Raw genomic sequence first — 24,959 nt, forward strand, 5'->3', positions numbered from 1 at the left:
CCGATACAGCGGATTACCATTAAAGGTTGCTGGAGGGGGGGAGGCACGGTCGCGGCGCCGAACGATTCTTATACGGCGGCGGCATACGGGAGGGGAGGATGAGAACCCTGCACTCCGAAGCGGCGGACTGCCCGTTCTGCACCATACCCGCGGAGGCGATCGTCGTGCGCAACGATCTCTGCTTCGCCATCCGCGATGCCGACCCGGTCGCGCGCGGGCACATGCTGATCGCCCCCTTCCGGCATGTCGCGTCCTACTTCGATACCACGTTCGGCGAGAGGGTGGCGGTTCTCGACCTGGTCGAGCAGGTGAGGGATCGGATCGACGCGGAGTACGCCCCGGACGGCTACAACGTCGGGGTGAATATCGGCGCTGCTGCGGGACAGTCGGTGATGCACGTGCACTTCCACGTCATACCGCGGTACCGGGGAGATACACCGCACCCCGGAGGCGGTATCCGCAATGTCCTGAAGGGATCCTGCGGGTGACTCCGCGTACCGCATGTCGGTACCGCTCGGCAACCTGCCGCTACCCGACCCGGGTCTGGGTCTGCTCCCGCAGGAACGAGAGCAGGTAGTACGCCCCTCCCACGCCCTTTCCGGTACTTCCGCTGCCCTTCCAGCCGCTAAACGGCTGGATGCCCGGCCATGCCCCCGTGGTCGCTCCCCCCCTACGGTTTGCATAGCAGGTGCCGAAACGGATATGCTCGAAGAATGACTTCAACTCGCTCTCCTCCTCCGAGAAGATGCCGGCGGTCAGCCCGAAGTCCGTATCGTTCGCCTCACGGAGAGCCTCATCCAGACGGGTGAACTTCTTCAGGATCAGGAAGGGCACGAAGAGCTCGTCTCGGGTCAGACGGTGCCCTTCCGGTAGGTCGGTGACCACAGCGGGCGTCAGGTAGTGGCCGCGGGAGAAAAGCCCTCCCGTGAGCGCCTTCCCGCCCGTAAGGATCGAGCCCCCGTCCTCCTCCGCCTGCCGCACGGCATCCTCGTAGGTCCTCTTTGCTCTCTCGTCGATCACCGGACCGTAGAACACGTCCCGATCGCGGGGATCGCCGACCTTCACCTCCTCCACTCTCCGCACCAGCCTCCGGGCGAACTCGTCCGCGACGGAATCCTGAACGTACAGGCGGGAGGTCGCGCTGCACTTCTGCCCCCCATAGCCGAACGCAGCCCGCACAACGCCCTCGACCGCCTTACCCAGATCCGCCTCACCCGTCACTATGGTGGGGTTCTTGCTTCCCATCTCGGCGATCAGGGGTTTGGGGTAGGGCTGCCGCACAGCACGCTCGCGGTAGAGCCACATGCCGACCGCCTTGGAACCCGTGAACGCGATCCCGTCGACATCGGGATGGGCAGCCACGACGTTCCCGAACGGCCCTCCGGGACCGGTCACCAGGTTGATCGCGCCCGCGGGCACACCCCCATCGACGAATGCCCGGTACACCTTGAGCCCGGAGAACGGCGCCACGCTCGTCGGCTTGAAGACCACGGTGTTGCCGGTGAGAAGCGCTGCAGCACACATCCCTCCGGCGAGGGCAATCGGGAAGTTGAAGGGGGATATCACGGCGAACACCCCATAGGGCCGCATGAGGCTCCAGCTCTGCTCGCCATCAGGGTCCACTGTCATGGGGAGCACATAGCCATCGTTCTCCTCGTAGGTGTCGGCGTAGTAGCGGAGCAGGTCCACCGCCTCCCCGATCTCAGCCAGAGCCTCGGTCCGGGTCTTCCCCACCTCGTAGGTCAGCAGGGCGGAGAGCGGGAACCTCTGGCGATCCAGGGTATCGGCGGCGGCCCGGATGGCCCTCATCCGCACCTGCCACTCCACCGAACTCCAGGACGCCTCCGATCTCTTCGCCTCTCCGATGGCCTCCTCCATCTCTCTCTTCCCGCCTCTCTGGAATACTCCAAGAAGGATCTCCCGGTCGATCGGGGATGTCACGGCGAAGGTGTCCTCCGCATACACCTCCCGATCCCCGATATACATCGGGTGATGCTCGCCGAACTCCTGCACGATGTCGGTCAGCGCCCGCTCATACTCCCTGTGGGTATTCTCATCCACATCGATGGAGACGTAGGTCATTTTCGAGCCCATGAAAACTCTCCTCCGCGTAGCCCCTGTACCCGCGGCGGTCGGACTGTGCTGCGGCCGGGGACGGTCGATAGAGCGGGGGTTCTCTATATAATCATTCCCCCTACCGGCCGCAGATCCGGGAGAGCACACCGTCCAGGATCGACAGGCCTGCATCGATATCGTCCTTCTCGATGACGAGGGGCGGGGAGAACCGGATCGCTGATTCCCCCGCGGGGAGCAGGGCGAGTCCGCGCTCAAAACACTCCCGGACGATTCGATCCCTCATCTCCGCATCCGGTTCCCGGGTCTCCCGCTTCCTGACCAGCTCCATGCCGGCCATCAGCCCCAGGCTCCGCACATCCCCGATACCTTCATGCACCCTCCGGAGACGTTCGAGACCCTCCACCAGGTGCTCGCCCTGCGCGAGAACGTGAGCGCCGAAAGTCGGGGCCCGCATAATCTCCAGAACGGCCAGACCGGCTGCGCAGGAGATGGCGTTGCCGCCGAATGTGCTCGCATGCGATCCGGGAGGCCAGTCCATGATCTCACCGGTCGAGACCGTCACGCCGATCGGAAGCCCTCCCCCGATCGGCTTTGCAAGACAGACGATATCCGCTGTGACGCCCGAATGCTCCGCCGCGAGAAACTTACCCGTGCGGTAGCCGCCCGCCTGCACCTCGTCGTCCACAAGAAGGATGCCGTGTTCGTCGCAGAGGGACCGCAGCCGCTTCAGGAACGTTCGCGGAGGAACGACGTAGCCCCCTTCCCCGAGGACCGGCTCGACGACGATGGCGGCGACCTCCTCCGGAGAGACCTCCGTTCTGAAGATCACATCCTCGATGTAGTCCAGCACATCCTGATCGCAGGATGCACGCGAATTCCGGCATAACGGGCGGTAGGGATCGGGGTACGGTGCATGAACTGCAGACAGAAAAGGTCCAAAGTGCTTCCTCTGCTTCGTCCTTCCCGCCGTGAGGGTGAGCGCACCGAAGGTTCTCCCATGGAACGCGCGGTGGAACGCCAGGAAGTACTTTCTCCCTGTGTGGTACCGGGCGAGTTTCATCGCCGCCTCCACGCTCTCGGCTCCGGAGTTGCCGAAGTAGACCGTATCGAGACCCGCCGGCAGGAATTTCACCAGCTCCTCGGCGAAGCGGACGGGCAACTCGGAGCAGAAGTCGGCAAACACGGTGTGGGATAGGCGCTCCGTCTGCTCCTGCACAGCCCGGACCACTTCCGGGTGGTTCCACCCGACATTCATCACCGCGATGCCGGCGGTGAAGTCGAGATATCGGTTGCCGTCCACGTCCCAGAGGTTCACTCCCGCTGCCCGGTCGATGACAAGCGGATACGCCCTGGAGAGAGAGGGTGAGATAACCTCGGCGTCCCTGCGCAGGATCTCCCGCGCCGTTGGACCCGGCGGGCGGATTCTGACAAGCGGCTCCATGCCCCACCATGGATGCCTGCGATATATAATCTGTCTGCCCATTCGATCCGGACGTCCTGCACGAACCTTTCAGGCGGCGAGGATGGCAGAGACGACGAAGACGGTGAGTGCCCCGAACATCCCGAACTTGAGCATCGCCGTCGCACCCGAGGTGCGGATGCATTCGGGGGTTCTGCAGCGGACGACCCTCCCGGCCGCGACGAGGAGGATCCCGTCCATCATCCCGATCGCGCCGAGGTAGGGCAGGCCCCACCCCCGCCCGACCGGCAGAAGGCTGATGGCGACGGCAACGGCAAGGAGACCGAGGGCGAGGATTGCAGTGCGGCGGATCCCGATCAGCATCGGAACCGTCACGGCGCCGCCGGCACGATCCCCATCCACATCCTCGGCATCCTTCAGGAGCTCGCGGGCGATCATCGCGAGGAATGTGATCCCGGCCACGGGCAGCGCCATGAGCGCACCGCCAACACCCGCGAGTGCCCCGCCGAAGAGAAATATGCTTGCGGAGAGGTAAGAGACGGCAATATTTCCTACGAGAGGGGCCTTCTTGAGGTACACGGCGTAGATCACTAGGAGCAGGGAGTTCAGGAGAGCGATCCCGATGCAGAGGGGATTCGTGAAGAGGGCGAGTGCGATACCGGAGGTGAAGAGGAGAGCGGAAAACCCGGCGGCCTGGGCGGTGCCGATCTCGCCGGCAGGAATGGGGCGATCGGGGCGGTTGATCGCGTCGATCGCCGCATCGCAGCAGTCGTTCACCACGTTCCCGGCAGCCGTGATGAGCGCGACGATGGCGATCAGGAGAAGGAGATCGGCCTGGAGCGTCCCTGTCGCAACGATGAATCCCAGACTTGTGGCGAGGCCCGCCACCGCGGAGTTCAGAGGGCGTGTAATCCTGAAAAAGGCTCCTGCGTGCATGGATGCGTATGAATGAATTGCGGCCGCATGCTATTTCAAGGTGTGGAGATCAAGGCGACGGGCTTGGAGGGATTCGAACCCCCGATATTTGGCTTAGGACGCCAACGCCCTATCCTGGCTAGGCCACAAGCCCAAAAGTGCGAATATACTTCGCCATGGGAGAGTATAAGTTTAACGACCACCCCCGCCTACAGTACTGCATGGACCTCGTTGAGGTGACCGAGGGCGCGACCCGCCTTTTCGTGCCTGTCCAGGATGCATCCCTGCAGTTCCCCCCCGGGAGCTCCGCCATCTTCTACAACCGGCGCATGGAGCTGAACCGGGACGCGACCATCCTGCTGCTCTCCAGCATCCAGCCTTCCGATTACCTCGATGCCATGGGGGCGACGGGTGTGAGGGGGCTCCGCGTCGCCGCGGAATGCGGGATTGCAGTCACCATCAACGACAGGAATGCCGAAGCGGTCGCCCTGATCCGGCGGAATGCTGACCTTTTTCATATTCCCGTGGAGATCTTCCAGGAGGACGCGAACGTGCTCATGAGCGCCCGACGGTTCGATGCCGTCGATCTCGATCCCTTCGGTTCGCCGGCTCCGTTCGCGGATGCCGCCTCGCGGAGCGCGCGGCGTTACCTCTTCATGACAGCGACGGATACCGCTCCCCTCTGCGGCGCCCACCGGAGAGCCGGAATGCGGCGGTACTTTGCACGACCGTTGAACACCCATTACCACAGGGAGGTGGCGCTCCGCATCCTGCTGGGGTTCGCCGTGCGGGAGGCGGTGAAGTACGACCGCGGAGTGGATCCGCTCTGCTGTTTTGCACGTGAGCACTTCATCCGCCTCCACCTGCGGATTCGGCCGGGTGTGCGGGCGGCAGACCGGACGCTCGCACGGATCGGGTATATCCTGCAGTGCCCGAACTGCCTCTACCGCACGGAGGCTGCCGGACTCGTCGCCAGCACCCGGATCTGCGAGTACTGCGGCGTAGCCCTCGATCCCATCGGGCCCCTCTGGCTCGGCGCCATTCAGGAGAGGGCGATTCTCGAAGAGATGCGGTCGCGGATCGGGCAGATTCCCCTGCGCACCGCACCGATCCTCCAGAAGCTCATCGCCGTGCTGGAGGAGGAGATTCCTACGTCCAGCCACTACGACTACCACCGGGTGGCGAAAGAGATGAAGGTCTCCCCGCCGCCGATCGAGACGGTGCTGGAACGACTGCGGGAGGGCGGATACAGAGCGAGCCGGGCTCACTACGCGGGCACCGCCATCAAGACTGACGCTTCCCTGCCGGATCTGATGAATGCGATCCGTGAATGATGGCGGATACGATCGTCGTGAGTTCCGGCTCATTGCGGAGACCTCCAGGACGCGGTGCAACCTGCCTCCGCCTACCCCCCAGGGAATATGGATGACTCCCCGATGATACCCGTTCGATCTTCCATCCCCGGGCTGCGACAGGTCTGCGGGAACCGATACGGTACGATCCGGAGCGGGGGGATCTCCAGGACCATTGAATCGGCTCTACAGCCCGGCCAGGATCCTCCGGTTCCCCGATAAAGAAGAAACCGCGGTCCCGCCGTGAGATCCCATGCTCCGTGAGAAACACCCCGCGCATACTGTGATCCTGTCCCGCGGGCCGTCTCAGGGTTCCGGGAATGCTGCGATCGTTGCAGCCCGTGCAGACAGCCTCTCCTTCTCATGGGACCGCACGCGAGGGGAGCGGCTCGCCCCCCCCCCAGCGGAATGGCCCGGCGCAGGATACGTCTCTGGTGGGGATCCCGACCGAGCCAATCTGTATTCGGCAGGGGGCACCCCGGATCACCGCCTTGTGCCATAGAGAGCCGGGGGAACGGAGAGGCTGAACGCCGAAGCCATCGCCGGCGTGACCCGCACCGTATCGCGAGTTCTTTCGTGCTGGAGGGGGTTGGGGGGCGGGAGGGGCGGTACACCAAGAGGCCCCCGCCTTGGCGGGCAGGGCGGACAGAGCCTGAAACGTGGACTGGAGACGGCTGATGCATCCGGGGCGGGCTGCGTTCTGTCGGGGAAGCGGCGCACGGGATGGTTGCCAGGGATAAAATAGAGCCATTCTTCGGGCTCTGCGGGCAGTCTCTCCGAAGCTTTCCGGACCGTATCCCGCGGATATTTCCCCGCGGGTCGGGACCATACCCCGAAGGGGAGACAGCCATGCATAGATGCCCCTGTATCGGAGCAGGTTCTCGCTTCGATAGGATTTCGACAGAACCATTCTTCGTGAGTGCTATTCGGACTGACGACCGATGCCGGGTCAATGGCGGGTGACGATGGTGAGCAGATCGCCGTCGGTCAGTTTATGGTTGAGCCCGACGCGCTGACCGGGGTGCTTCACTGACCGCCCCCAGACCCGCCCGTACCGGAACTTTTCCACGAAATCCCGATGCAGTTTCCGTCCCACATCCTCGACGGTGGCGTTCTTGAAGATGTTCAACGGCTCCTCCAGATCCGCCGCCCCGCCCTGCGGCTTGAGATAGATGTGCATAAATCCCAGGTGATCGTAGATCGCATCCTTGAGCGCGTCCATGTTATGGCCGCTCTGTGCCGATATCATCATCGGCTCCTCTCCGAACCTCCGCTCCAGATCGCGGCGAATCTCCTCCATCGTCTCGCCATCCACCAGATCCACCTTGTTCACCGCCACGAAGGCGGGTACATAGACCCGGCTGCCGATCATTGCATCGATCAGGTCGTCCTGGGTAGCATTTCCGCGAATCAGGACATCGGCATTCATCAGCCTCTGCTCTGTAAGGATGGCACGTATCTCATCGTCGTCGAGTTCGACATCACCCACCCGGTTGACACGGATCCCCCCCATCGATGTCTTCTTGATCGTGATATCGGGAGGATCGCGGTTGATACGGATTCCGGCATCATGGAGCTCGCGAAGAAGGACATCCAGGTGCTTCTCGTTGAAGACATCAACCAGGATGAGGATCAGATCGGCCCCGCGCACGACGCTGATCACCTCCTTGCCGCGCCCTTTGCCCATGGCAGCGCCGGCGATCAGGCCGGGAATGTCCAGGATTTGGATCTTCGCGCCGCGGTGCTCCAGCGCGCCGGGGACCACCGTGGTGGTGGTGAAGGCGTAGTTCGCGACTTCGCTGCGGGTCCTGGTGAGGGCGTTCAGGAGCGTACTCTTCCCGACCGAAGGAAACCCCACCAGCACGACCGTAGCGTCGCCGGACTTTTTGACCGTGTAGCCCTCGGATCCGGCGCCCGCCCGCATCGCCCGGCTGACAGCCTCGTCCCGAAGGCGTGCGATCTTGGCCTTCAGCCGACCGATGTGCTTCGAAGTGGCCTTGTTGTAGGGAGTCCGCCTGAGCTCCTCCTCCAGTTCCCGTATCTCCTCCTCCAGACCACTCATCGCATCCACCTTGGCAGCGGCGGATCAGGATTCCGCCGCGATCTCGCTCTCCATATTATTTGAAAATACCACCTCATAACGGTTTTTAAGGGTTCCCCCTACCCCTCGCGCCGTGCCTCTCGGGGCCTGACCTGTGCAGACCCCCGGGGGGGAGAGCGGGGAAACGGACAGGTATTAATAGACTTCCACCGCAATCGTTCATCGATGAGCCCGCAGTACCTGGTGGAGCTGCGGATCGGGCCGGCGCACTGGAGGATCCGCCATACAACGGAGCAGCTCGCCCGCGTCCACGGAATCGAGGCATGCATGGAGAGGAGCCCGCACCTCACCCTCTACGGTCCCTGCAAACTCGGGAACACACCCGTGCGGGCGTTCATGGATGCAATCGGAGTAACAGCATCCACATACGACTGGATACCGTTCCGTATTCGTGGCTGGGAGATCCGGGAAGGGCTGAACGGATGGGTGATCGCATATACCGTGGAGCCATCCCGGGCTCTCCGGGACCTCCGATACGCACTCTCCTCCCGCCTCTCGTCCCTGACGGAGACGGAGAACGCGTGGGACCGCGATCCGTCCAGGGCCTGGTTCCACGTCACCGCGGCAAACCGTCTGGCTGAAGAGAGAGCATGGGCGATCTGGCACGATCTGGCGATTCGACAGTTACGGATGGCAGGAGATCCCTGCGGCAGGGTATACCACTCCGACGGGGGGAGTGCGGCGACTTCCACGACCGCCATCGATAGGCCGCCGTACATCGAGCAGGACGCCCTGCGGATCACAGTCCTGGAAGGGGAGAGCATCATGGCGGAGTACGATCTCCTCGAGAAGTGCTGGCTGCCTGCCGAAGCGGCGCAGGATCCGGGAGGATGGCAGCGTACCCTGCGGCAGTACCGCCGGAGAAAAGGTCTCGAGCTCACGTCCGCAACGGGCGGAGGGGATGGGGCATACCTGATCTCGGATACACATTTCGGCCATGCCAATATCATCCGCTACTGTGCCCGCCCTTTCGTCCCCGCCGATGTGGGAGAGATGGACGCCGTCCTGATCCACAACTGGAATCGGACGGTCGACGCCGGAGACACGGTGTACTTCCTTGGCGATCTGCGGTATGGAACGGATGCGGCAGCGCCGGATCGCTATCTTCAGGCGTTGAACGGACGCATCTCGTTCATTGCCGGCAATCACGATACGGAAATCGGCGGGACGGTCCGCAGCCTGACCCTCGAGCGGGACGGCAAGCGATTCCTGCTTCTTCACGATCCCTGCGATGCACCGCCGGACTTCGAGGGCTGGATCGTCCACGGTCATATGCACAACAACGATCTGGAGAATTACCCGTTCATCCATTTTACGAACCGCACGATCAACGTCTCCGCCGAGGTGATCGCATACAGCCCCATCGCGCTCTCCACCCTCTGCAGGCTGATCGACGAAGCCGCAGACGCAGGCAGCATCCCCACACTCCAGTCGCTGTCGTCGGGTTTCTGAATCGGGAGGGTATGTCGCGGACTGTTCCCCGTGCATCAGGGAATCTCCTGCGATGCCTGCCCTGCGATCCCCGCCCAAAGCGGTCGAGGGGCTTCGAGGATAGATTGATATACCCATTCCGCCAAATTCGCACTCGATAGGGAGACGGGGATTCGATGGTTCTGGGTCTCATTCTTGGACTGGCGGGTGCGGTCTGTCGGGTCCTTGACCTGATGAAATGGCTCAACCCCATGACCTGGGTCTGGTGGGGCATACGGCATGTACTGCACACGCTGCTTCTGATCACTGCCATCGCAGGGATTCTCGGAGCTGTTCTGATCGTCTTGGCGTTCTTCTTCGGCCCGATGAGACAGATGCAATCCTTACGCGGCATGTGTCCTTTGAGAGGACTGTGCCCGCCGCCGGAAGCGGAGGAGAAGGGAGGCGCAGCTCCCCGCTAGAGCGGGAACGGAAACACTTGGGGATTATCTCCGCCGAACCGGTATCGGCTAACGTCGGTCGGGGATGCGGCAGCCAGGGAGACAGCGGCTGTTACGGGCAGAGCGGAAGCGCGTTGCCTGCCATGGAGATCCTCCGCCCGCCCTCAACCCGCAGGTCGGGGGGAAAAATTTTTTTATAGGGCCCGCGGGAAGGGGTGCGGAGGGATGCAGATGAAGATCAGCGAAGCGAGTCGATCGGAAGTGGTGAGCGCGCAGCCCGATGCACGCGTATCCGAGATCGTTCGGATGATGAAGGACCGGAACGTGGGGTCGGTTGTCATCACGGATCAGAACAGGCCGGTTGGCATCATCACCGACCGCGATGTTCTCCTGCGGATTGTGGCGGAGAAGAGGGATCCGGAGGCAGTGGCGGTCTCCGAGGTAATGACCAGGGATCCCATGGTGTTCCCTGCGGATATCAGTGTTCACGAAGCGGTACAGAAAATGGAGAACAAGTGGTTCCGCCGCATACCGATTGTTGACGGGAATGGCAGGCTGACCGGGATCGTCTCGATCGACGACCTGATGGGGCTGTTGATCCGCGAGATGGCGTCGATTGCCAGCATCGTCCGAAAGCAGATGCCTTCTTTCTGAGAGCATACAAAATTCGCTCCATTTTCTACCACTCTGGGCGGCGGTGACGCCAGTCGCACCGACACCGCTTCAACAACAGCAGCAGATTGCACGCCCTGCGCTGGTGCATCGGGGATAGGCGGGTATCGGAGTGGAGCGTCGCGTTCCGGCGCCGGTGCTGGGAGAGCGACGATAAGTTTTAAGTTCCTGTCGGGTCAACGTATAAAGAGTTGCTGCTATAGTGTAGACCGGTCAATCATGTTGGACTCTCACTCCAACGACTGGGGTTCAAATCCCCATGGCAGCACTTTGGTTTTCGTGGTCAAAGACGGATTTCGATCTCTCTATATCGTTCGATCTTAAAACAGCCAACAATCTTCATTCATCTGTTTTTATAGTGTCTTTTGCGCGTTTTGTTCCCGAGATGTGCGGTCCTTGAATGTGAGGAGAGGCGCATGGCCTGGCCACATGCGAGGGGAGCGCATGGGTTCGTGGGTGTCAGATATGCCCAAGGTGCAGGTGGAGCATCGTGGATGATGAAGGATAAGTCGAAGGCTCCAATATCACCAGCGTGATTTGTTTTAATTGCGCACAGGATCCAGGAGTACACCAAGCAAAGGTTTACCCAATGAACATATATCCGGGTGACGATTATTCCGAAGATGCGCTCGTCGAACAGCCGGTCATCCATTGTTCCAGGATCTCCTCTGGGAAACGGCCACCTGTTTTTGATGAGACCTTCCTTCCTGGTGGGGGGCTCATCGGGAAGAGGAGACTCCGGAAGAAGTAGTCCAGGTCCGACTCTTAACCCTGCTTTGAAGAAACCGAATCCGGACCTTCCGCAGGAAGTCATCGATCTCGCCATTGCTGAATTCGCTCGGAATCGGAGCACCATGAGCCCGGTGAGTGCGAACCGGGAGATCTATCGGATGCTCAGGGAAGGGTTCGTGTACAATTCAGGAATGCATAGAGGGAGATCATCACCGAGAATGTCAGGATCAACGATTGGAACAACCCGGTATTTCCAGTATCGGAGTCTTCTTGTCAGTTATGCGCCAATTCCTTGTACTTTATTGGGACTGACGTTAATCTGATATGTGGTGGTATGGTGGACAGCCCGATTTTTTTCAAGAACGATCGCGTGACAATCATCCATGGCGACGTGCTCTGCACGCAGGCAGTTGAACCCGACAGTGTCGATCTCGTCGTCACATCGCCCCCCTACAATGTGGACATAAAATACCATTCCCACGATGACAGCATCACCTACGATGAATACCTCGAATTTAGCGAGAAGTGGATGTCCCGCTGCTACGAGTGGCTTCGGGACGACGGCCGTTTCTGCCTCAATATTCCCCTGGACAAGAACAAGGGCGGCCAGCAGAGCGTTGGTGCCGATTTCACGACAATGGCGAAGAAAATCGGGTTCAAGTACCATTCCACGATCGTCTGGAACGAGGGGAACATCTCCCGAAGGACAGCCTGGGGGTCCTTTCAAAGCGCGTCGGCGCCGTACGTCATTGCACCTGTCGAACTGATCGTCGTCCTTTATAAAAAGAACTGGAAAAGGCAGAACGGATCGAAGCGCAATGATATCACCAAAGATGAGTTCATGGAATGGACAAACGGATTATGGACCTTCAGCGGTGAGAGCAAAAAGAAGATCGGGCATCCCGCGCCATTTCCCGTAGAATTGCCGAGACGGTGCATGAAACTCTTCAGTTTCGTCGGAGATACGGTGCTGGACCCTTTCCTTGGAAGTGGTACGACGTTGGTGGCGACCTGTCAGAACAATCGGATTGGAATCGGCATCGAAATCGATGCGAATTACTGCAGGATTGCGCTGAACAGGATCGGGAGGGAAACACCGATGGAACAGTGGACCCGTCCATCCGAGGGAGCCGGTTCGCAGGAGCAAGTCGATCTGCATCCCGGCCATGCGTCCGTCTATCCTCGATGAGATCGGTACTAGTTTACAGAGCGATCGGAGAATGTCTGTCCACTGTATCGCAGCGAAATCCACATCCCCCGCTGCGGAAAGGCAACCGGTATCAGAAACAGATGTCGTGATAGCACATCACCGAATGTCTGAGATTCCCCGAGTACAATCATGTCTGATCCGTGTTCTGAAGGGATGGTATTAAGATGCGTCCTGAAATGCACTTCGAAGCCTTTCCGGCCTACTCTGGATTGTCTCATCCGATTTGCACCGTGTTCGATCGTTCTTCATCGAACGGAGTTCATCCTGAATATGGCCGGCCTTTCTGGATTTCCGCCCACGTTATATCTTCAAAAATCTTATCCCCCATATGATTGAGCTTATTCCCTTATTCTCCCGCTCATGACACCCCCGCCGGATGGATCAATCCCATGAATGGGCGTCCATGTCGCTCTTACCTAGGAACGATCTTCTTGCCTACATCCAGCAGAAGAAGCGCTCGATGGCACTGCGCTCCTTACAGGGCTTGGATCGAACCAGAAGAGTCTCCCTCGTTTCGAGGATCTCCGGCATCCCCGGTCGATGGGACATGTATCTGGATTCCCCGGTTCCGTGCGCGCCGACGAATCGCCCGGGCATCGGAGGCTACATCTGCAGGGATGTGCGAGGGGCGATTCTGCACATCGGGAATTCGACTGATTCTAGGGTTGGTTCGTAGAGCCGGGAATCACGGACATTTGCAGTGAGACTGTGGAAACAAGGTGGAGATCTTCTGAGCGACCCGGGCAATCGGATCGTTTTCTTGCATCTCTTTCATAGCCGGGGCCATCCCGGAACGATTTTCAGCCTCAGGCATATTGGGCGATGCCGGGAGATCGATCGCAGGATCCGCTCCGCAGAATTCCGGGACGACCTCACCGATGAGCATCGAGCATGAAGGAGAAGAGAGTTGAATTTTCCCGCGAAAACCGTTGAACCCTGCGTCCCAATCCCTGGTTCCCGTCTGCCACTTCCACAACTCCCCTGCGGGCAGCAGCATGTAGACGAAGAAGAGGGCTGTGTCTGCGGGTAGTTCCCCCTCCTGTAGCCGACAACCGTCCAGGTTGCGCTCGTAAACAGCCATGGAAGAAACCCTGGGCCATCCTGTAGACACTGGCGACCGTCCCGACCAGGGACGCCAGAGTTACCAGCCAGAGCCAATCGCTCGTTCGGTCTCACCGTCCCCGTCGAACATGTACACTTCTGGTTCCCCATGGTCGGCTGTGCCGCATATCGAGCCGGGTTCGAATCTCCTGGATCAGTCGTTCCTGCCTGCGAGCAGGAGCCGCTGCAGGTTCTCGGCACCCCGGAATCCCACAGTGCTCTGGCAGCCGTGCATGATGTCCAGGTGTTCGATAGAAAGAGCATCAGCCAGGGGCCTCTCCAGCAGCCCTCCAAGGACGAGATCGATCCCCTTCTCTTTCAGGTTCCGGAAGATCAGGTCCTGCTCCGGTTCCACCAGAACGTCGCAAGCCGTACCGAGCATATCGGAGATCTTCCCCCGGGTATCTGTATCGAAATCGAGGACGACCAGACGGGGCTCGACGCCCAGCTCAACCAGGAACCGCGTCACGGAGAGCGCTCGGGTCGGCCCCCCGATGATCGCGATCTTCCGCCCCTGCAGGCAGGCCGGATCGAACGGCTGCAGCTCCTCACAGCCGTCGGCATCCGCCGCGAGCGAGAGAGCTTCCGCAACACGTTGCAGGAACCGGCAGGACGCTCCCGCGCCGATGGGAAGGGTCTCCAGCAGGTAAGGGGTATGAAATCTCCTGCACAGCAGTTCCGCCGCTTCTTTGCCGGCAGCTTCGCAGAGGACGATGTTCAGGGCTGCATCCCCCATCCTCTCGAGCGAGGGGAGATCCGCACCGGCCGTCAGGACCGTATTGACGGAAATCCCCCGGCGTGAGAGCATCCTCCGCAGCTCCTGGAGATCCGGGCCGCCCCGGAGCAGCCCGATCAGATTCACGGAGCGCGGATCGACGGTACGGGGTTCCCCTGCCAGCTCACGGACCAGGGTGCAGAGGGTGCGGCTGTAACCCGTCCGGAAGTCTCCTTCGAATCCCCCCGACTCGAGCCCGATCACCCGTCCCCGGGAGGACGAATCCGCTACCGCACTCCCCACATCCTCTCCGATGATGCTGGACGCGCAGCAGGAGAGCACGAACAGGATATCGGGGTCCTGCTCCTCCAGCAGGTCGTCGATCGCATCCCGCAGTTTCCGCTCCGCCCCGAAGATGACGTCCTGTTCGTCAAGACAGGTGGAGTAGATCCGTGATGGGCGACCGCCCCGCATCCCCAGGATATAGTTGATATGGTAGACGCAGCCCTTGGGCCCGTGCACCAGGATACTGCTGTTCCGAATTCCTCCGACCGCCCGTATCGTCCCGAAGAGGCTGCACGTACCCCTCGGGATTCTGACCGCTTTCGGTTGCATCGCTGCACCCACCTACCCTCACATACCACGGATGCTGCTGTTGCCCTGGAGCGGATCTGCAGAGACAGCCCTGTTCCGCCCGGGCACGAGCCCGGAGTATGTACAACGTTCATTCCTGAAGTGATATAAAAAAAGCCATGCTGTCGCGTCAAGCATCACATCTGCAAAAGAATGAGTGGCAGCTGCCACTCAAGGTTTAGGAGGTTTACGTTTACCATATGGGCATCGAAAGTATATATAGTTTTACACGATATTCAATTTCAACACATCGGCATACGGTCACAAAATGGCGGAAAAATTCCGTCCCATATTCGATTAAAAAAGCAATATATCAATAATATTTTAATATATAATTAATTTTTATTTTTCATGATGATATGCATGCGGGTATCGATATGCAACGACTCAAGCCGGCTAAATCTGGAAAAAACCAACATTCATCGGTTGCCAGTAAAAAGATGATCGCATTGCTGTAAATGGAAGCACGTCACGACTGCGATCCGGTCCGTTCGGTGTGAGGGGAGACGTGCAATTGCAGAAATCCAGCTGCCTTTTTCAGGATCGAAAACCATCTGCCATGCTAACTCCATCGCTTTTCCTTGCATCGCGGAGGTGCGCATGCCTTCCGCATGCCCGAGCCGGTGCAGAGCGTCCGCCATTGTCGGATGGGTATTAATGCCATGACATGGAAAAAGAGGCGCTCATGCACCCCTATCCCCAGCACGGCGACCGGGATCCGGCCCCGCCCCCCTCTCTGCCCGTGATGTCGATACCCGTGCCGATCACGTGCATGACACGTCCCTCTCTGTCGAGGAGGGCGGTGCTTGACCAGTCGATGAGCCGTCTTGAGCCATCCCGCATCACCCAGTGATTCCGTGCGCGGACTTTTGTCCTCCGCGCGACGAGATGATCGAATGTGGCACGGACCGCATCCATCTCTCCTGGAAGAATGAAGCGATCGAAGAAGAGTTCCCCCTGCACCTCTTCCGGGGCGTATCCCGTCAGCTCCGCACAGGCACGGTTGAACCTCACGATGCGGCCCTGCGGATCCAGGACGACAACGAGGGCATCGACCGTATCCAGCACGGCGGCGATGAAATCCCGCTCATCCTGAAGAGAATTCTTCGTGCGGTTGTGCTCGGTCAGATCGATGACGATACCCCGAAGTCCGGCGATCCGCCCCCCCTCGACGATCGATGCGGTGTACGCCATCATGGGGAAGGTCGTGCCATCCTTGCGAAGAGCGGTGAACTGCTCGTTCGCTCGTCCTACATTTTCCAGCAAACGCTCGATATGCTTTCGGGCGCGATCCCGATCCGCGGGTGCGATCATCTCCAGTAGATGGGGGGCCTCCCTGATATCCTCCGGATGGTACCCGAAGGACAGGAACGCCTGTTCGTTTCCATAGGTGAGCATACACGCCCGATCGGTCTCGAAGACGGGGAGTGGAAGCATCTCTGCGAGTTCCCTGAACCTCTTCTCGCTCGCCTTGAGCTTTTCTTCGACGCGTTTCAACTCCGTGATATCGACACCGATGGAGAGGATACCCGTCGGTTTTCCGGCGCCGTCCCGGATCATGCGGTTCGTCCAGCGCATCCAGACCCGTCTGCCGTCGCGGGTGATGTTCTCATTCTCGTGGAGCTGGTACTGCTCGGTATGGGAACAGATGTTGGCGATGAGCTCCTGCATGTCCCTCCCCGAACTCTCGGTTGCCGGCACGATGGTTCCGACCACGTTGCGACCGAGGATTTCGTCTTCGGCATAGCCGAAGAATCCCTCCGCGAATTCGTTGAAGAAGGTGATATTTCCGGAGAGATCCATTTTCAGGATCACGGTGTTGGCGAGCTCTACCAGCTCCCTGTACTTCTCCTCGCTCTGACGGAGGGCCTCTTCTGCCTGCTTCATCTCGGTGATATCGCGTCCGACGGATTGATACTCTACGATATTCCCCATCTCGTCGAATATCGCCATATCCGTCCACTGCTGCCAGCCCATCGAACCATCGGGCAGAATCACCCGGTGCTGGATTGTTCCCACGGGGCGATCTATCGTGAGAGATGAAAGATGCTGCCGTACACCTGCCGCCTCTGCATCAGGCACCCGTGGCCTGACCTTCCGCCCGATGATCCGCTCGCGCGGCATGCCGAGGAATCGGCAGTAGGCTTCGTTGACGAAGACATTGGTGCCGTCGGGGAGGAACCGGCAGATGTACTCCGTCTGCCCCTCAACGACCGCGCGGTAACGGGCCTCGCTCCGCTGCAGCTCGAGCTCGGCTCGTTTCTGCTCCGTCAGATCGCTCAGGATGACCGTATATCCCTCTCTCCCGTCTTCGAATACCGTCTCCAGGATCCGCGCACGGAAGAAGTGCTCCCCTTCGTTCTGGAGAAAGAGATCCTCGGAGGACTTCTTCTGCTCCAGCGCGTCTCTCAACTTCTGGATCAGGTCCTGAAGCGGCACGTCTGGGAGCGGGATGTAGGCAATGTGCCTTCCTATCACGTCCTCCCGCGCCTTATGCAGGAATTCCAGGAAGGGAGCATTGATCTGGAGCACACGGAAGTCCTTATCCAGGACCATCATGAACTCGCTCGTGTACCGCAGGATGGCCGAGAGCGGAACCCGCTGGGCGAGGGAGAAGACCTTGGCCATTCCGTAGTTACGGACCTCGACCTCCCCGGCGGCGTGGAGAATATCCATGTACCTGCCCACAGAATGCTTGTTCTTGTTCAGTGCCGCAGCGATCTCGGTGACACTCATACCCTGCGGGTTCTCCTGCAGAAGCTGTTTTATCCGGGAAAAATCGGCCCGAAGGCGTACCATTGAATCGAGTTCAATTTTATCCTATAAATAGGTTACTTAAATATGTTGCACATCTGAATAACATGCCTGTGTTATAGACGATTGTAACACATAATAGGAATATTTAAATAACCTCGGGTTTCACGTAGCAATACGATATTGCGCCTCGTACTTCGAGGATGAGGTCTGTGAATGTCACGATCGGGAAAGAGCGATGCGGCGCAGCGTTCTGGCTGTGCCTTCCGGTTCACTGTTCTCGCAGTGCTGGGAATGCTGCTGTTCTGCAGCGGGATTGCAACGGCATCCGCCGGAGAGAAGTTTCTCTACGGCAGCCCGGAACTCTCTGCCAGCATATCCGGCACCAACCAGGTCTCTCCCGGTGAGACGGCTACCCTGAACGTTGTGATCGCCAATGCCGGACTGAACCAGGTGAAGATCGTGGATCCCGCCATCGTCACCCGGGAGGATCAGCCCAACACCGCCAAACTCGTCACGGTCAACCTCTCGAGTGGCAATGCCCCGCTGACAGTCAAGACCGATCCGCAGATGATCGGGGATATCCCCGGGGCTACGGCCAAACAAGTAACGTTCATCGTACTCGTCGCGGACGACGCGCCCGCCGGGACGTATACTCTGCCCCTCACCGTGACCTACACCTATCTGGAGGAGGCGGAGCAGTACGGGATGGACACGATGCGCTACTTCTACCGGCAGAAGACCGTGGAACTGCCGCTGCGCATCACTGTCACCGCCAATGCCCGTCTGCAGCTGCTGGAGATGGATACCGACCACCTGAACGTTGGCACGGAGGGCTACCTCACCCTGACCCTGAAGAACATCGGGTATGAGAATGCCCGGGATGCCGTGGTGAAGATCGTGCGGAACGACAACAACAGTCCGGTCATCCCCACGGAGAGCAGCGTCTACGTCGGCGACTTCGCGCCGGGCGAGACCATCACCTGCCGATACAAGGTCTCAGTATCAAAGAATGCAGAGGAGCAGACCTATCCCCTTAAAGCCCTGCTGGAGTACAAGAATGCGGACGGTCTGCTGGTGCAGTCGGGCCTGCTCACCATGGGCGTGCCGGTCGGCGGCAAGATCGCGTTTACTGCCACACCTCTTACGAGCACTCTCAATCCCGGCCAGAAGAGCGTGATCGAGGTCGAGTTCCAGAATATCGGTGCCGCCACCGCCTATAACGCCCAGGCCCGCATCTCGGCCGTCGATCCGTTCACCAGCAACGACGATACTGCCTACCTCGGCGATCTGGCTCCCGGTCAGGCGGCCGTTGCGCGGTTCGAGGTCTCCGTCGATGCCGGGGCTACCGAGAAGGACTACGGCCTCGACTCCGAGATCCGGTACAGAGACGCGCTGGGCAATTCCCAGACCTCCGACACCATGAAAGTCACCGTGGGCGTGGTCAGGAAGGAGGGGATCTCCGCTCTCCTGGACAACCCGATCGTCCTGGCCATCATCGCCGCCGGCCTGATCGGGACGGGCTATTTCGTCATGCGGCTGCGCGGGAAGGGTGCCAGCTCCTGAGGAGTATCCTTCCCTGAATGCCTGGATGGCGGGGCTGTGGATCCCATCGGGCGGCCGGTGGGGATCTATCCACCTGCAGGAAACGGCGGACAGGAGAGATTGGTGAGAAGGGTACATGATGTCGGTATACTCTGATTTCGCGGAAGTCATCGTGCGGCGGCCGCTGCTGGTGGCCGCCGTGGTCGTCTGTGCAGTGCTGGCAGCCCTCGCGGGAATGGCGTTCGTCTCGATGGAGACGGGCATGGACACCTATGTGCGGGAGGATACCGAGCGCTTCAACCTCCTCGCCCACTATACCAGCACCTACCAGCCCGCAAGCCTGATGGTGCTTGTCGAGGCTGACAATATCTACGATCCCGCTGTGATCGATTACATCGACCGCCTCGAGGAGGAGATGGGAAAAGAGCGCTACGTCAGCGGCACCAGCAGCATCGCCGCAGTGCTCAAGCAGGCCAATGGGGGTGTCCTTCCGACCTCCCCGGGAGAGATCCAGCAGGCCAGAGACCGCATCCCGCCCGAGATGCTCTCCCGGTTCGCCCCCTCGAATGCCATGACGATCAGCGTGGCGACGGTCGAACCGGGGCTCTCCGACGACTCGACGTTTTCCCTGGTCCGATCCATCAGTTCCCGGATCGAGAGTATCGAGAGGCCCCCCGGGGTCACGGCGGCGCTGACCGGCGAGGCGCCATTTGCCGAGCAGATGATGGATGAGATGGGCACCTCGATGGGCACTCTGATCGTGGCTGCGATGGTGCTGATGGTGGTCGCCGTAGGCTTCTTCTTTGGCCACGTCCGCTACCGTTTCCTGCCGGTGGGCATCGTGGCCATCGGACTCATCTTCACCTTCGGAATCATCGGATGGTCCGGCATGAAGGTGAGCATGGCGGTTATCGCAGCATTCCCGGTGCTGATCGGCATCGGTATCGACTATGCGATCCAGTTCCACTCGCGGTTCGACGAAGAGGTGCGGAAGGCATCGGTTCCCGATGCCGTCCGCACCACCGTCACGAAGGCCGGACCCGCGGTGCTGCTGGCGATGCTGGCAACGGCGATGGGATTCATTGCCCTCTGGATATCACCCCTTCCGATGGTCGCCGGGTTCGGGATCGTCTGCGTCATCGGGATCGCTTCCTGCTACCTCGCCGCGCTGACCATCGTGCCGACGTTCGGGATGCTGTTCACGTACCGGCCGGTGAAGGGCGGCGGCACCTCAACGGATGAAGGACGCAGGGGATGGATGGACCGCTACGACATGGCAATCGGACGGCTGGCAGAGAAAGTTGCAAAGAACGCGGTTCCCGTGCTGCTCATCCTCACATTCGTCGCGGTCGTCGGCTACCAGATGGACGGCCTCATACCAATCAACACGGACGAGAAGACCTTCGTGCCGCCGGACATGCCGGCAAAGGTCCTGCTCGACAAAGTGGGCCGGATGATGGAGGCAACCTCGGGGGTTCCGGTGCTGGTTCGGGGGGGCGGGGCGGTCAGCGTCGACGGCATCCGCTGGATGCACGAGTTCCAGCGCTACGAAGAGGAGCACAACAGCAAGATAACTGGATCGGCCAGCCTTGCCACGTATGTCCTCCAGTACAATGACGGCCAGATGCCGGAGAACGATCGGGAACTGGGGGATGTGCTGGCAAGGATTCCCGCCGATACCCTGAACCGGTACATGAACGGGCGCTCTGAAGCCGTGATGGAGTTTTACTACGTCTCGATGACGAATCCGGTGGCGATGACCCAGATAGACCTGCTGCGCCGCGATCTGGACTACCTTCCCCCGCCGCCCGGAGTGACGGCCGATGTAACGGGGATGCCGGAGATGTTCACGAACCTGATCCGTGAGATCAGCGCAGGCAAGACCCTGATGACCGTGCTGGCCTTCGGGCTGATCTTCGCCTTCCTGGCAATCATCTACCGGAAGGTCGGCAGAGCGGTAACGCCGCTCGTACCGATCGTGATGATCGTCGGCTGGAACGGCCTGATTATGTACCTGTTCGGAATCGACTACACACCCATGACCGCGGTGCTGGGCTCGATGAGCATCGGCGTCGCCTCGGAGTATACGATCCTGATCATGGAGAGAGCCTACGAGGAGCAGGCGAACGGGCTCGCGCTGGTCCCGGCGATCCGCTACGCCGTCCAGCGCATCGGAACCGCGATCACGGTATCGGGACTGACGACCGTCTTCGGCTTCGGAGCGCTGATACTCTCCGAGTTCGGTATGATCAGCAACTTCGGGTCGGTGACCGTCATCTCGGTCGGGTTCGCCCTGATCGGGGCGATCATCGCGATGCCGGCCATTCTGATCCTGGTCGGATCCCTGGAGAACCGCGGCAGGAAGGCCCGTGCGCCGGGATCGTAACGGCGCAGGCTGCATCCTCTCTTCACCCCCTGCCAATCACGCCAAGAACGGATTTGCATTCACCGATCCCCTGAATGCTTCGATCGGGCTTCGCCCCCCTGCCGGAGGGAGGCGACCGCGGGAAGAGTGCACTGCACCGCAGTTCGAGGGCTCGCCGCATCCTGAAAGGGTGCGACACCCCCTTCCCACAGGATCGGGTGATGGAGGACCAGACAGACGCCTCCCTGCCCGCACATCCCTCGAGCCCGATGGTGCGGCTCCTGGCTCCTATCGCGTAAGTATACCCTACGAGCCGGAGATCCGGCTCCCTGCAGGGATAAACAATCGAATCCGTCGCACCCAAAAGGGCGAGGGGGTGCCCCCACCCCGCCAGTACGATAGCCTGAAAGGGCAGTGCCAGATTGCTGTACGACATCCGAACACATCCCGGCCCGGGGGTCTCCAGGCTGCTCACCGCACTCTAACCCATTCCTTCGGAGGAGTGAACACAGGAGGATTTCTGCTTCCTATCCCCACAGGAGGACAGAAGGTATCATGGTATGGCCCTTCCCCTATCAGGCGGATGCTTCAGGATGGTAGAGGGATGCCTGCACAGATAGAACCGGATGCTGATTTGCATGTGGTATCGCGAACAGCGCGCGACACCCGTATCGCCCGGGAACGGGTCCCGCTGGCAGCACGGTCTCCTGGATGCCGAAGAGGATCCTGCGTTCGATCCCGGCGCGATCCGCTTGCCGTTCACCGCAGCCTTTTTCGGATGAAAACCAGTCTCCCCTCGGAGTCGAGCGTCTCGACCATGATGTTGCAGAACAGCTTCTCGAGAAGTCTGGATTCCGGTATCCCCCGCTCATCCGCGTATCGTCTGACGCAGTCCATGATGTAGGCATGCACTGTCCCCTTCTCCGAAGAGGGAAGTTGACCGCTTCCCCGCTCCCACACCCGCAGCTGGGAGCGCACTTTCAGGTAGGGCAGATCGTCCATACTGTCACCCATAGTGTGGCTATGATCGATGTTTTCCGAGAACCGCATAATCAAGGTTGCCCCGGCCGATCGTGGCCTGCCGATGACCGGCAGAATTCCAGTTTATCGGAGTATAGGACCCTCTTTCCGCATCCCTGCCTGCAGAACGGGGAGTCGGATAGATAGCGTTAACGTGTGCAGACGCGATTGGCGTATCGGGATCGGGAGGGGAAACCCAGCTTCATCACTCCGAAGGGTCGCTTGGCGGATCGTGGGAACGTCAGCGGAGCGGAGGAACGTTTATACTAAGGGAATGCAAGGGGGACTGCATGTGGATGACGAGAGGCATGATGTTGCTGATTCTGGCATTACTGGGTGCTGCTCTCATGGGCAGCACCGCAGCCCAGCCGATATCCAACGCTACCGAACGGCTGATCCATGCCGCGAGCACGGGCGAAGCGATGGCATCCCCCGATCGGGTGCGGATCTCGTTGGCGGTTGAGACCGACGATCCCGACGCCCGCGCTGCCCAGCAGGGGAATGCGGAGCGGGCGAACCGGGTGATCGAGGCCCTCCTGGCTGCCGGTCTGGGGCGGAATGCCATCAATACAACGGCATACACGATTCTGCCAGTATATTCCGACGGCGAAGATCCGATCAACCGGACCGTCCGGTCCTACCGGGTGACCAACTCCCTGCTGGTGACGCTCGAGAATACGAGCCGGGCTGGAGAGATCCTGGATGCCGCGGTGGCAGGAGGCGCCAACCGCATCGATTTCATCGAGTTCGGATTGAGCGAGGAGAGAGAGCGGCAGCTCCGCACCGAGGCGCTGCAACGGGCGGTTCGTCAGACCCGCTCCGATGCGGAGACCGCTGCCTCCGCTGCAGGTCTGGCTATCACGGGCGTGAAGGAGATTGCGATCGACGAGATCCCTGGTCCGACACCGATCCCGGCATTCAGGGAGTCCGGCGCGGCTGCTTCGGTTCCTACACCCATTCAGCCCGGGGATGTGACGGTGAGCGCACGGGTTTCCGCGATATACTCTGCTGCCTGATGCAGGATGCGCGGAGAACGCTCATCCATTTTCCAATGCGGCAGAACGGAGTCCCGAGCATCCAGGATACGCTCTGTCGAAACGCGCATGATTCGATGATTCAAGCATACAGAATGATACACCGGATCTCTTTTTCATGGTGAAGGCCCTCTGCGGGATTGTTCCACCTCTCCTGCGGATATGCTATGGCCGGATCCGATTCTCACCTCCCCGCGATCCTGAAAAGGCCGCCCGCCTCACCTTCGAGAGGAGTGGAATCGTGCGATAGGCCTGTATGGGCGGGGGAATACCGTTAAAAGCGTCTCTATCCCCCGAAGGGGTTGGAGAGGCGAGCCCCTTTCCCGGGGAACACCGGAAAGCCGTCAACCTTGATGAGGATTTCGAGCGCAGGAGTATACTCTTGAGAAGAAGACTTTCTGGTCGCTGATCCTGAATCGGACAGGTCGAGCATTGTCGATATCGATTCCAGACACTGCCGGATAAAGTTTTAAATCGGCTCGACCATCTCTATGCGATGCAGCGGCGTGGAAGCGCAGACGAGGGCAGAGAGCGGCATGACGGCGATAAGTCCCGATCCCTGCTGAAGAGTTCGGGCGGCACCGCGCATGTCCGTGCGACTCCTTTCGATCGGTATCCCTGGCTGTACGACCGATGGTACGACGAAAATCCGCACATCTACCAGGCCGAGGTGCGGGCGCTGGAGCAGTACGTGCCGTGGCGCGGGAGCGGGCTCGAGGTGGGCGTCGGGACCGCACGCTTCGCCGCACCGCTGCAGATCGAGGTCGGCGTGGACATCTCCCCTGCGATGGTGCGCATCGCCCGGGAGAGGGGTGTCGAGGCCGTCGTCGGGGCCGCCGAAGCGCTTCCGTTCTGCGACAGGGTCTTCGATTTCGTCCTCATGGTGACGGTCGTCTGCTTCATCGAGGATACGCTCGCCGCCTTCCGCGAGGTTCGGCGGATCCTGAAGGAAGGGGGTAGCCTGACCCTCGGGATCATCGATCGGGAGAGCCCGCTCGGGCGGCAGTACCTGCGGGAGAGGGCGGAGAGCATCTTCTTCCGCGACGCCGTCTTCTACTCGACCGGTGAGGTCGAGTCGCTGCTGGAGAAGGCCGGATTCCTGGACCGCGAGGTCGTCCAGACGGTCTTTGAGGGATTCCCGGATGCCCCGAGTGGTTTTGTGGTGATCCATGCCTGCAAGGATACACGGGAGGCTGCACCGATCGACACCTGACCGGGGCAAAGCCCCGAAAATGTGAACGTCACGCCGGCAGCATGCTCATACGGATGCCGGTAAAACAGTCCGGGCTGTTCGGCCATATCTCTATAATCTCTTATGATACAGAGGATATCCCAAAATTATAAGACCCTTGAGGACCCTGAGCCCAAGACATGGCATTTCAGGAAATCGACGATTATCTCTGGGAGATTATCCGGAAGCATCTTCCTCGGCAGAAACCGCAC

The 24,959-nt window shown here is 60.3% G+C and carries 20 protein-coding genes and 2 tRNA genes; 11 read left to right on the forward strand and 11 right to left on the reverse strand.

Annotation, left to right across the window (positions count from 1 at the left end; translation table 11 throughout):
• The first annotated feature begins 98 nt into the window (after positions 1 to 98).
• Entirely contained in the window at positions 99 to 488 is a 390-nt protein-coding gene (locus QMC96_06385) for an HIT family protein (protein ID MDI6876382.1), read from the forward strand.
• A gap of 40 nt (positions 489 to 528) precedes the next feature.
• On the opposite strand, the gene QMC96_06390 is transcribed toward QMC96_06385, so the two are convergent.
• The 4 genes from QMC96_06390 to QMC96_06405 all read right to left on the reverse strand — a co-directional run bounded on the left by QMC96_06390 (position 529) and on the right by QMC96_06405 (position 4,565).
• Positions 529 to 2,094: an aldehyde dehydrogenase family protein gene (locus QMC96_06390; GenBank protein MDI6876383.1), complete on the reverse strand. Its 1,566-nt coding sequence runs from the start codon at positions 2,092 to 2,094 to the stop codon at positions 529 to 531.
• Positions 2,095 to 2,194: 100 nt separating this feature from the next.
• Complete coding sequence (locus tag QMC96_06395) at positions 2,195 to 3,517, reverse strand: acetyl ornithine aminotransferase family protein (GenBank protein ID MDI6876384.1); 1,323 nt, start codon at positions 3,515 to 3,517, stop codon at positions 2,195 to 2,197.
• Positions 3,518 to 3,586: 69 nt separating this feature from the next.
• Positions 3,587 to 4,432, reverse strand: a complete 846-nt coding sequence (locus tag QMC96_06400) for a geranylgeranylglycerol-phosphate geranylgeranyltransferase (protein ID MDI6876385.1) — start codon at positions 4,430 to 4,432, stop codon at positions 3,587 to 3,589.
• Positions 4,433 to 4,490: 58 nt separating this feature from the next.
• Positions 4,491 to 4,565: transfer RNA gene (locus QMC96_06405), tRNA-Arg, on the reverse strand.
• A gap of 67 nt (positions 4,566 to 4,632) precedes the next feature.
• On the opposite strand from QMC96_06405, the gene QMC96_06410 reads away from it, so the two are divergent.
• Positions 4,633 to 5,745 (forward strand): tRNA (guanine(10)-N(2))-dimethyltransferase, encoded by a 1,113-nt coding sequence (locus QMC96_06410; protein MDI6876386.1) that lies wholly within the window; start codon positions 4,633 to 4,635, stop codon positions 5,743 to 5,745.
• A 967-nt stretch (positions 5,746 to 6,712) separates the two neighbouring features.
• On the opposite strand, the gene QMC96_06415 is transcribed toward QMC96_06410, so the two are convergent.
• Positions 6,713 to 7,825 carry a GTP-binding protein gene (locus QMC96_06415; GenBank protein MDI6876387.1) on the reverse strand — a complete coding sequence of 371 codons (1,113 nt, stop codon included), beginning with the start codon at positions 7,823 to 7,825 and terminating at the stop codon, positions 6,713 to 6,715.
• Between the two features lie 204 nt (positions 7,826 to 8,029).
• Here QMC96_06415 and QMC96_06420 point away from each other — a divergent pair, with 204 nt between their 5' ends.
• From QMC96_06420 to QMC96_06440, 5 genes are all read left to right on the forward strand, one after another.
• On the forward strand, positions 8,030 to 9,316 hold the full coding sequence (locus QMC96_06420; protein MDI6876388.1) for a 2'-5' RNA ligase family protein: 1,287 nt from the start codon (positions 8,030 to 8,032) through the stop codon (positions 9,314 to 9,316).
• Between the two features lie 155 nt (positions 9,317 to 9,471).
• The gene (locus tag QMC96_06425; GenBank protein MDI6876389.1) at positions 9,472 to 9,756 is read left to right on the forward strand and encodes a hypothetical protein; all 285 of its coding nucleotides are present in this window, start codon (positions 9,472 to 9,474) and stop codon (positions 9,754 to 9,756) included.
• Between the two features lie 204 nt (positions 9,757 to 9,960).
• Positions 9,961 to 10,389, forward strand: coding sequence for a CBS domain-containing protein (locus QMC96_06430; protein MDI6876390.1), 429 nt, complete (start codon positions 9,961 to 9,963; stop codon positions 10,387 to 10,389).
• A gap of 211 nt (positions 10,390 to 10,600) precedes the next feature.
• A tRNA-Glu gene (locus QMC96_06435) sits at positions 10,601 to 10,675 on the forward strand.
• A 798-nt stretch (positions 10,676 to 11,473) separates the two neighbouring features.
• Positions 11,474 to 12,328, forward strand: coding sequence for a site-specific DNA-methyltransferase (locus QMC96_06440; protein ID MDI6876391.1), 855 nt, complete (start codon positions 11,474 to 11,476; stop codon positions 12,326 to 12,328).
• 706 nt (positions 12,329 to 13,034) lie between these two features.
• On the opposite strand, the gene QMC96_06445 is transcribed toward QMC96_06440, so the two are convergent.
• From QMC96_06445 to QMC96_06460, 4 genes are all read right to left on the reverse strand, one after another.
• Complete coding sequence (locus QMC96_06445; GenBank protein MDI6876392.1) at positions 13,035 to 13,430, reverse strand: hypothetical protein; 396 nt, start codon at positions 13,428 to 13,430, stop codon at positions 13,035 to 13,037.
• Positions 13,431 to 13,604: 174 nt separating this feature from the next.
• Positions 13,605 to 14,780: a nitrogenase component 1 gene (locus tag QMC96_06450; GenBank protein MDI6876393.1), complete on the reverse strand. Its 1,176-nt coding sequence runs from the start codon at positions 14,778 to 14,780 to the stop codon at positions 13,605 to 13,607.
• A 437-nt stretch (positions 14,781 to 15,217) separates the two neighbouring features.
• On the reverse strand, positions 15,218 to 15,439 hold the full coding sequence (locus QMC96_06455) for a hypothetical protein (GenBank protein ID MDI6876394.1): 222 nt from the start codon (positions 15,437 to 15,439) through the stop codon (positions 15,218 to 15,220).
• Between the two features lie 52 nt (positions 15,440 to 15,491).
• Positions 15,492 to 17,534: a PAS domain S-box protein gene (locus tag QMC96_06460; protein ID MDI6876395.1), complete on the reverse strand. Its 2,043-nt coding sequence runs from the start codon at positions 17,532 to 17,534 to the stop codon at positions 15,492 to 15,494.
• 234 nt (positions 17,535 to 17,768) lie between these two features.
• On the opposite strand from QMC96_06460, the gene QMC96_06465 reads away from it, so the two are divergent.
• Positions 17,769 to 19,118, forward strand: a complete 1,350-nt coding sequence (locus QMC96_06465; GenBank protein ID MDI6876396.1) for a COG1361 S-layer family protein — start codon at positions 17,769 to 17,771, stop codon at positions 19,116 to 19,118.
• Positions 19,119 to 19,236: 118 nt separating this feature from the next.
• Complete coding sequence (locus tag QMC96_06470) at positions 19,237 to 21,483, forward strand: hydrophobe/amphiphile efflux-3 (HAE3) family transporter (protein MDI6876397.1); 2,247 nt, start codon at positions 19,237 to 19,239, stop codon at positions 21,481 to 21,483.
• Between the two features lie 738 nt (positions 21,484 to 22,221).
• Here the strand turns inward: QMC96_06470 and QMC96_06475 are convergent.
• Positions 22,222 to 22,464 carry a hypothetical protein gene (locus QMC96_06475; protein MDI6876398.1) on the reverse strand — a complete coding sequence of 81 codons (243 nt, stop codon included), beginning with the start codon at positions 22,462 to 22,464 and terminating at the stop codon, positions 22,222 to 22,224.
• Positions 22,465 to 22,772: 308 nt separating this feature from the next.
• On the opposite strand from QMC96_06475, the gene QMC96_06480 reads away from it, so the two are divergent.
• The gene (locus QMC96_06480) at positions 22,773 to 23,498 is read left to right on the forward strand and encodes an SIMPL domain-containing protein (protein MDI6876399.1); all 726 of its coding nucleotides are present in this window, start codon (positions 22,773 to 22,775) and stop codon (positions 23,496 to 23,498) included.
• 304 nt (positions 23,499 to 23,802) lie between these two features.
• Here QMC96_06480 and QMC96_06485 read toward each other — a convergent pair whose 3' ends face one another.
• Positions 23,803 to 23,949, reverse strand: a complete 147-nt coding sequence (locus tag QMC96_06485) for a hypothetical protein (GenBank protein ID MDI6876400.1) — start codon at positions 23,947 to 23,949, stop codon at positions 23,803 to 23,805.
• Between the two features lie 63 nt (positions 23,950 to 24,012).
• Here QMC96_06485 and QMC96_06490 point away from each other — a divergent pair, with 63 nt between their 5' ends.
• On the forward strand, positions 24,013 to 24,729 hold the full coding sequence (locus tag QMC96_06490) for a methyltransferase domain-containing protein (GenBank protein MDI6876401.1): 717 nt from the start codon (positions 24,013 to 24,015) through the stop codon (positions 24,727 to 24,729).
• The last annotated feature ends 230 nt before the right edge of the window (positions 24,730 to 24,959 follow it).

It is taken from the genome of Methanomicrobiales archaeon, from assembly GCA_030019205.1.
Taxonomy (GTDB): Archaea; Halobacteriota; Methanomicrobia; order Methanomicrobiales; family JACTUA01; genus JASEFH01.

Excerpts from the sequence above, each read along its gene's own strand:
- QMC96_06385 (MDI6876382.1), top strand. The coding sequence starts at position 99 with ATGAGAACCCTGCACTCCGAAGCGGCGGACTGCCCGTTCTGCACCATA.
- QMC96_06390 (MDI6876383.1), bottom strand. The coding sequence starts at position 2,094 with ATGGGCTCGAAAATGACCTACGTCTCCATCGATGTGGATGAGAATACC.
- QMC96_06395 (MDI6876384.1), bottom strand. The coding sequence starts at position 3,517 with ATGGAGCCGCTTGTCAGAATCCGCCCGCCGGGTCCAACGGCGCGGGAG.
- QMC96_06400 (MDI6876385.1), bottom strand. The coding sequence starts at position 4,432 with ATGCACGCAGGAGCCTTTTTCAGGATTACACGCCCTCTGAACTCCGCG.
- QMC96_06410 (MDI6876386.1), top strand. The coding sequence starts at position 4,633 with ATGGACCTCGTTGAGGTGACCGAGGGCGCGACCCGCCTTTTCGTGCCT.
- QMC96_06415 (MDI6876387.1), bottom strand. The coding sequence starts at position 7,825 with ATGAGTGGTCTGGAGGAGGAGATACGGGAACTGGAGGAGGAGCTCAGG.
- QMC96_06420 (MDI6876388.1), top strand. The coding sequence starts at position 8,030 with ATGAGCCCGCAGTACCTGGTGGAGCTGCGGATCGGGCCGGCGCACTGG.
- QMC96_06425 (MDI6876389.1), top strand. The coding sequence starts at position 9,472 with ATGGTTCTGGGTCTCATTCTTGGACTGGCGGGTGCGGTCTGTCGGGTC.
- QMC96_06430 (MDI6876390.1), top strand. The coding sequence starts at position 9,961 with ATGCAGATGAAGATCAGCGAAGCGAGTCGATCGGAAGTGGTGAGCGCG.
- QMC96_06440 (MDI6876391.1), top strand. The coding sequence starts at position 11,474 with ATGGTGGACAGCCCGATTTTTTTCAAGAACGATCGCGTGACAATCATC.
- QMC96_06445 (MDI6876392.1), bottom strand. The coding sequence starts at position 13,430 with ATGGCTGTTTACGAGCGCAACCTGGACGGTTGTCGGCTACAGGAGGGG.
- QMC96_06450 (MDI6876393.1), bottom strand. The coding sequence starts at position 14,780 with ATGCAACCGAAAGCGGTCAGAATCCCGAGGGGTACGTGCAGCCTCTTC.
- QMC96_06455 (MDI6876394.1), bottom strand. The coding sequence starts at position 15,439 with ATGGCGGACGCTCTGCACCGGCTCGGGCATGCGGAAGGCATGCGCACC.
- QMC96_06460 (MDI6876395.1), bottom strand. The coding sequence starts at position 17,534 with ATGAGTGTCACCGAGATCGCTGCGGCACTGAACAAGAACAAGCATTCT.
- QMC96_06465 (MDI6876396.1), top strand. The coding sequence starts at position 17,769 with ATGTCACGATCGGGAAAGAGCGATGCGGCGCAGCGTTCTGGCTGTGCC.
- QMC96_06470 (MDI6876397.1), top strand. The coding sequence starts at position 19,237 with ATGTCGGTATACTCTGATTTCGCGGAAGTCATCGTGCGGCGGCCGCTG.
- QMC96_06475 (MDI6876398.1), bottom strand. The coding sequence starts at position 22,464 with ATGGACGATCTGCCCTACCTGAAAGTGCGCTCCCAGCTGCGGGTGTGG.
- QMC96_06480 (MDI6876399.1), top strand. The coding sequence starts at position 22,773 with ATGTGGATGACGAGAGGCATGATGTTGCTGATTCTGGCATTACTGGGT.
- QMC96_06485 (MDI6876400.1), bottom strand. The coding sequence starts at position 23,949 with ATGCTCGACCTGTCCGATTCAGGATCAGCGACCAGAAAGTCTTCTTCT.
- QMC96_06490 (MDI6876401.1), top strand. The coding sequence starts at position 24,013 with ATGCAGCGGCGTGGAAGCGCAGACGAGGGCAGAGAGCGGCATGACGGC.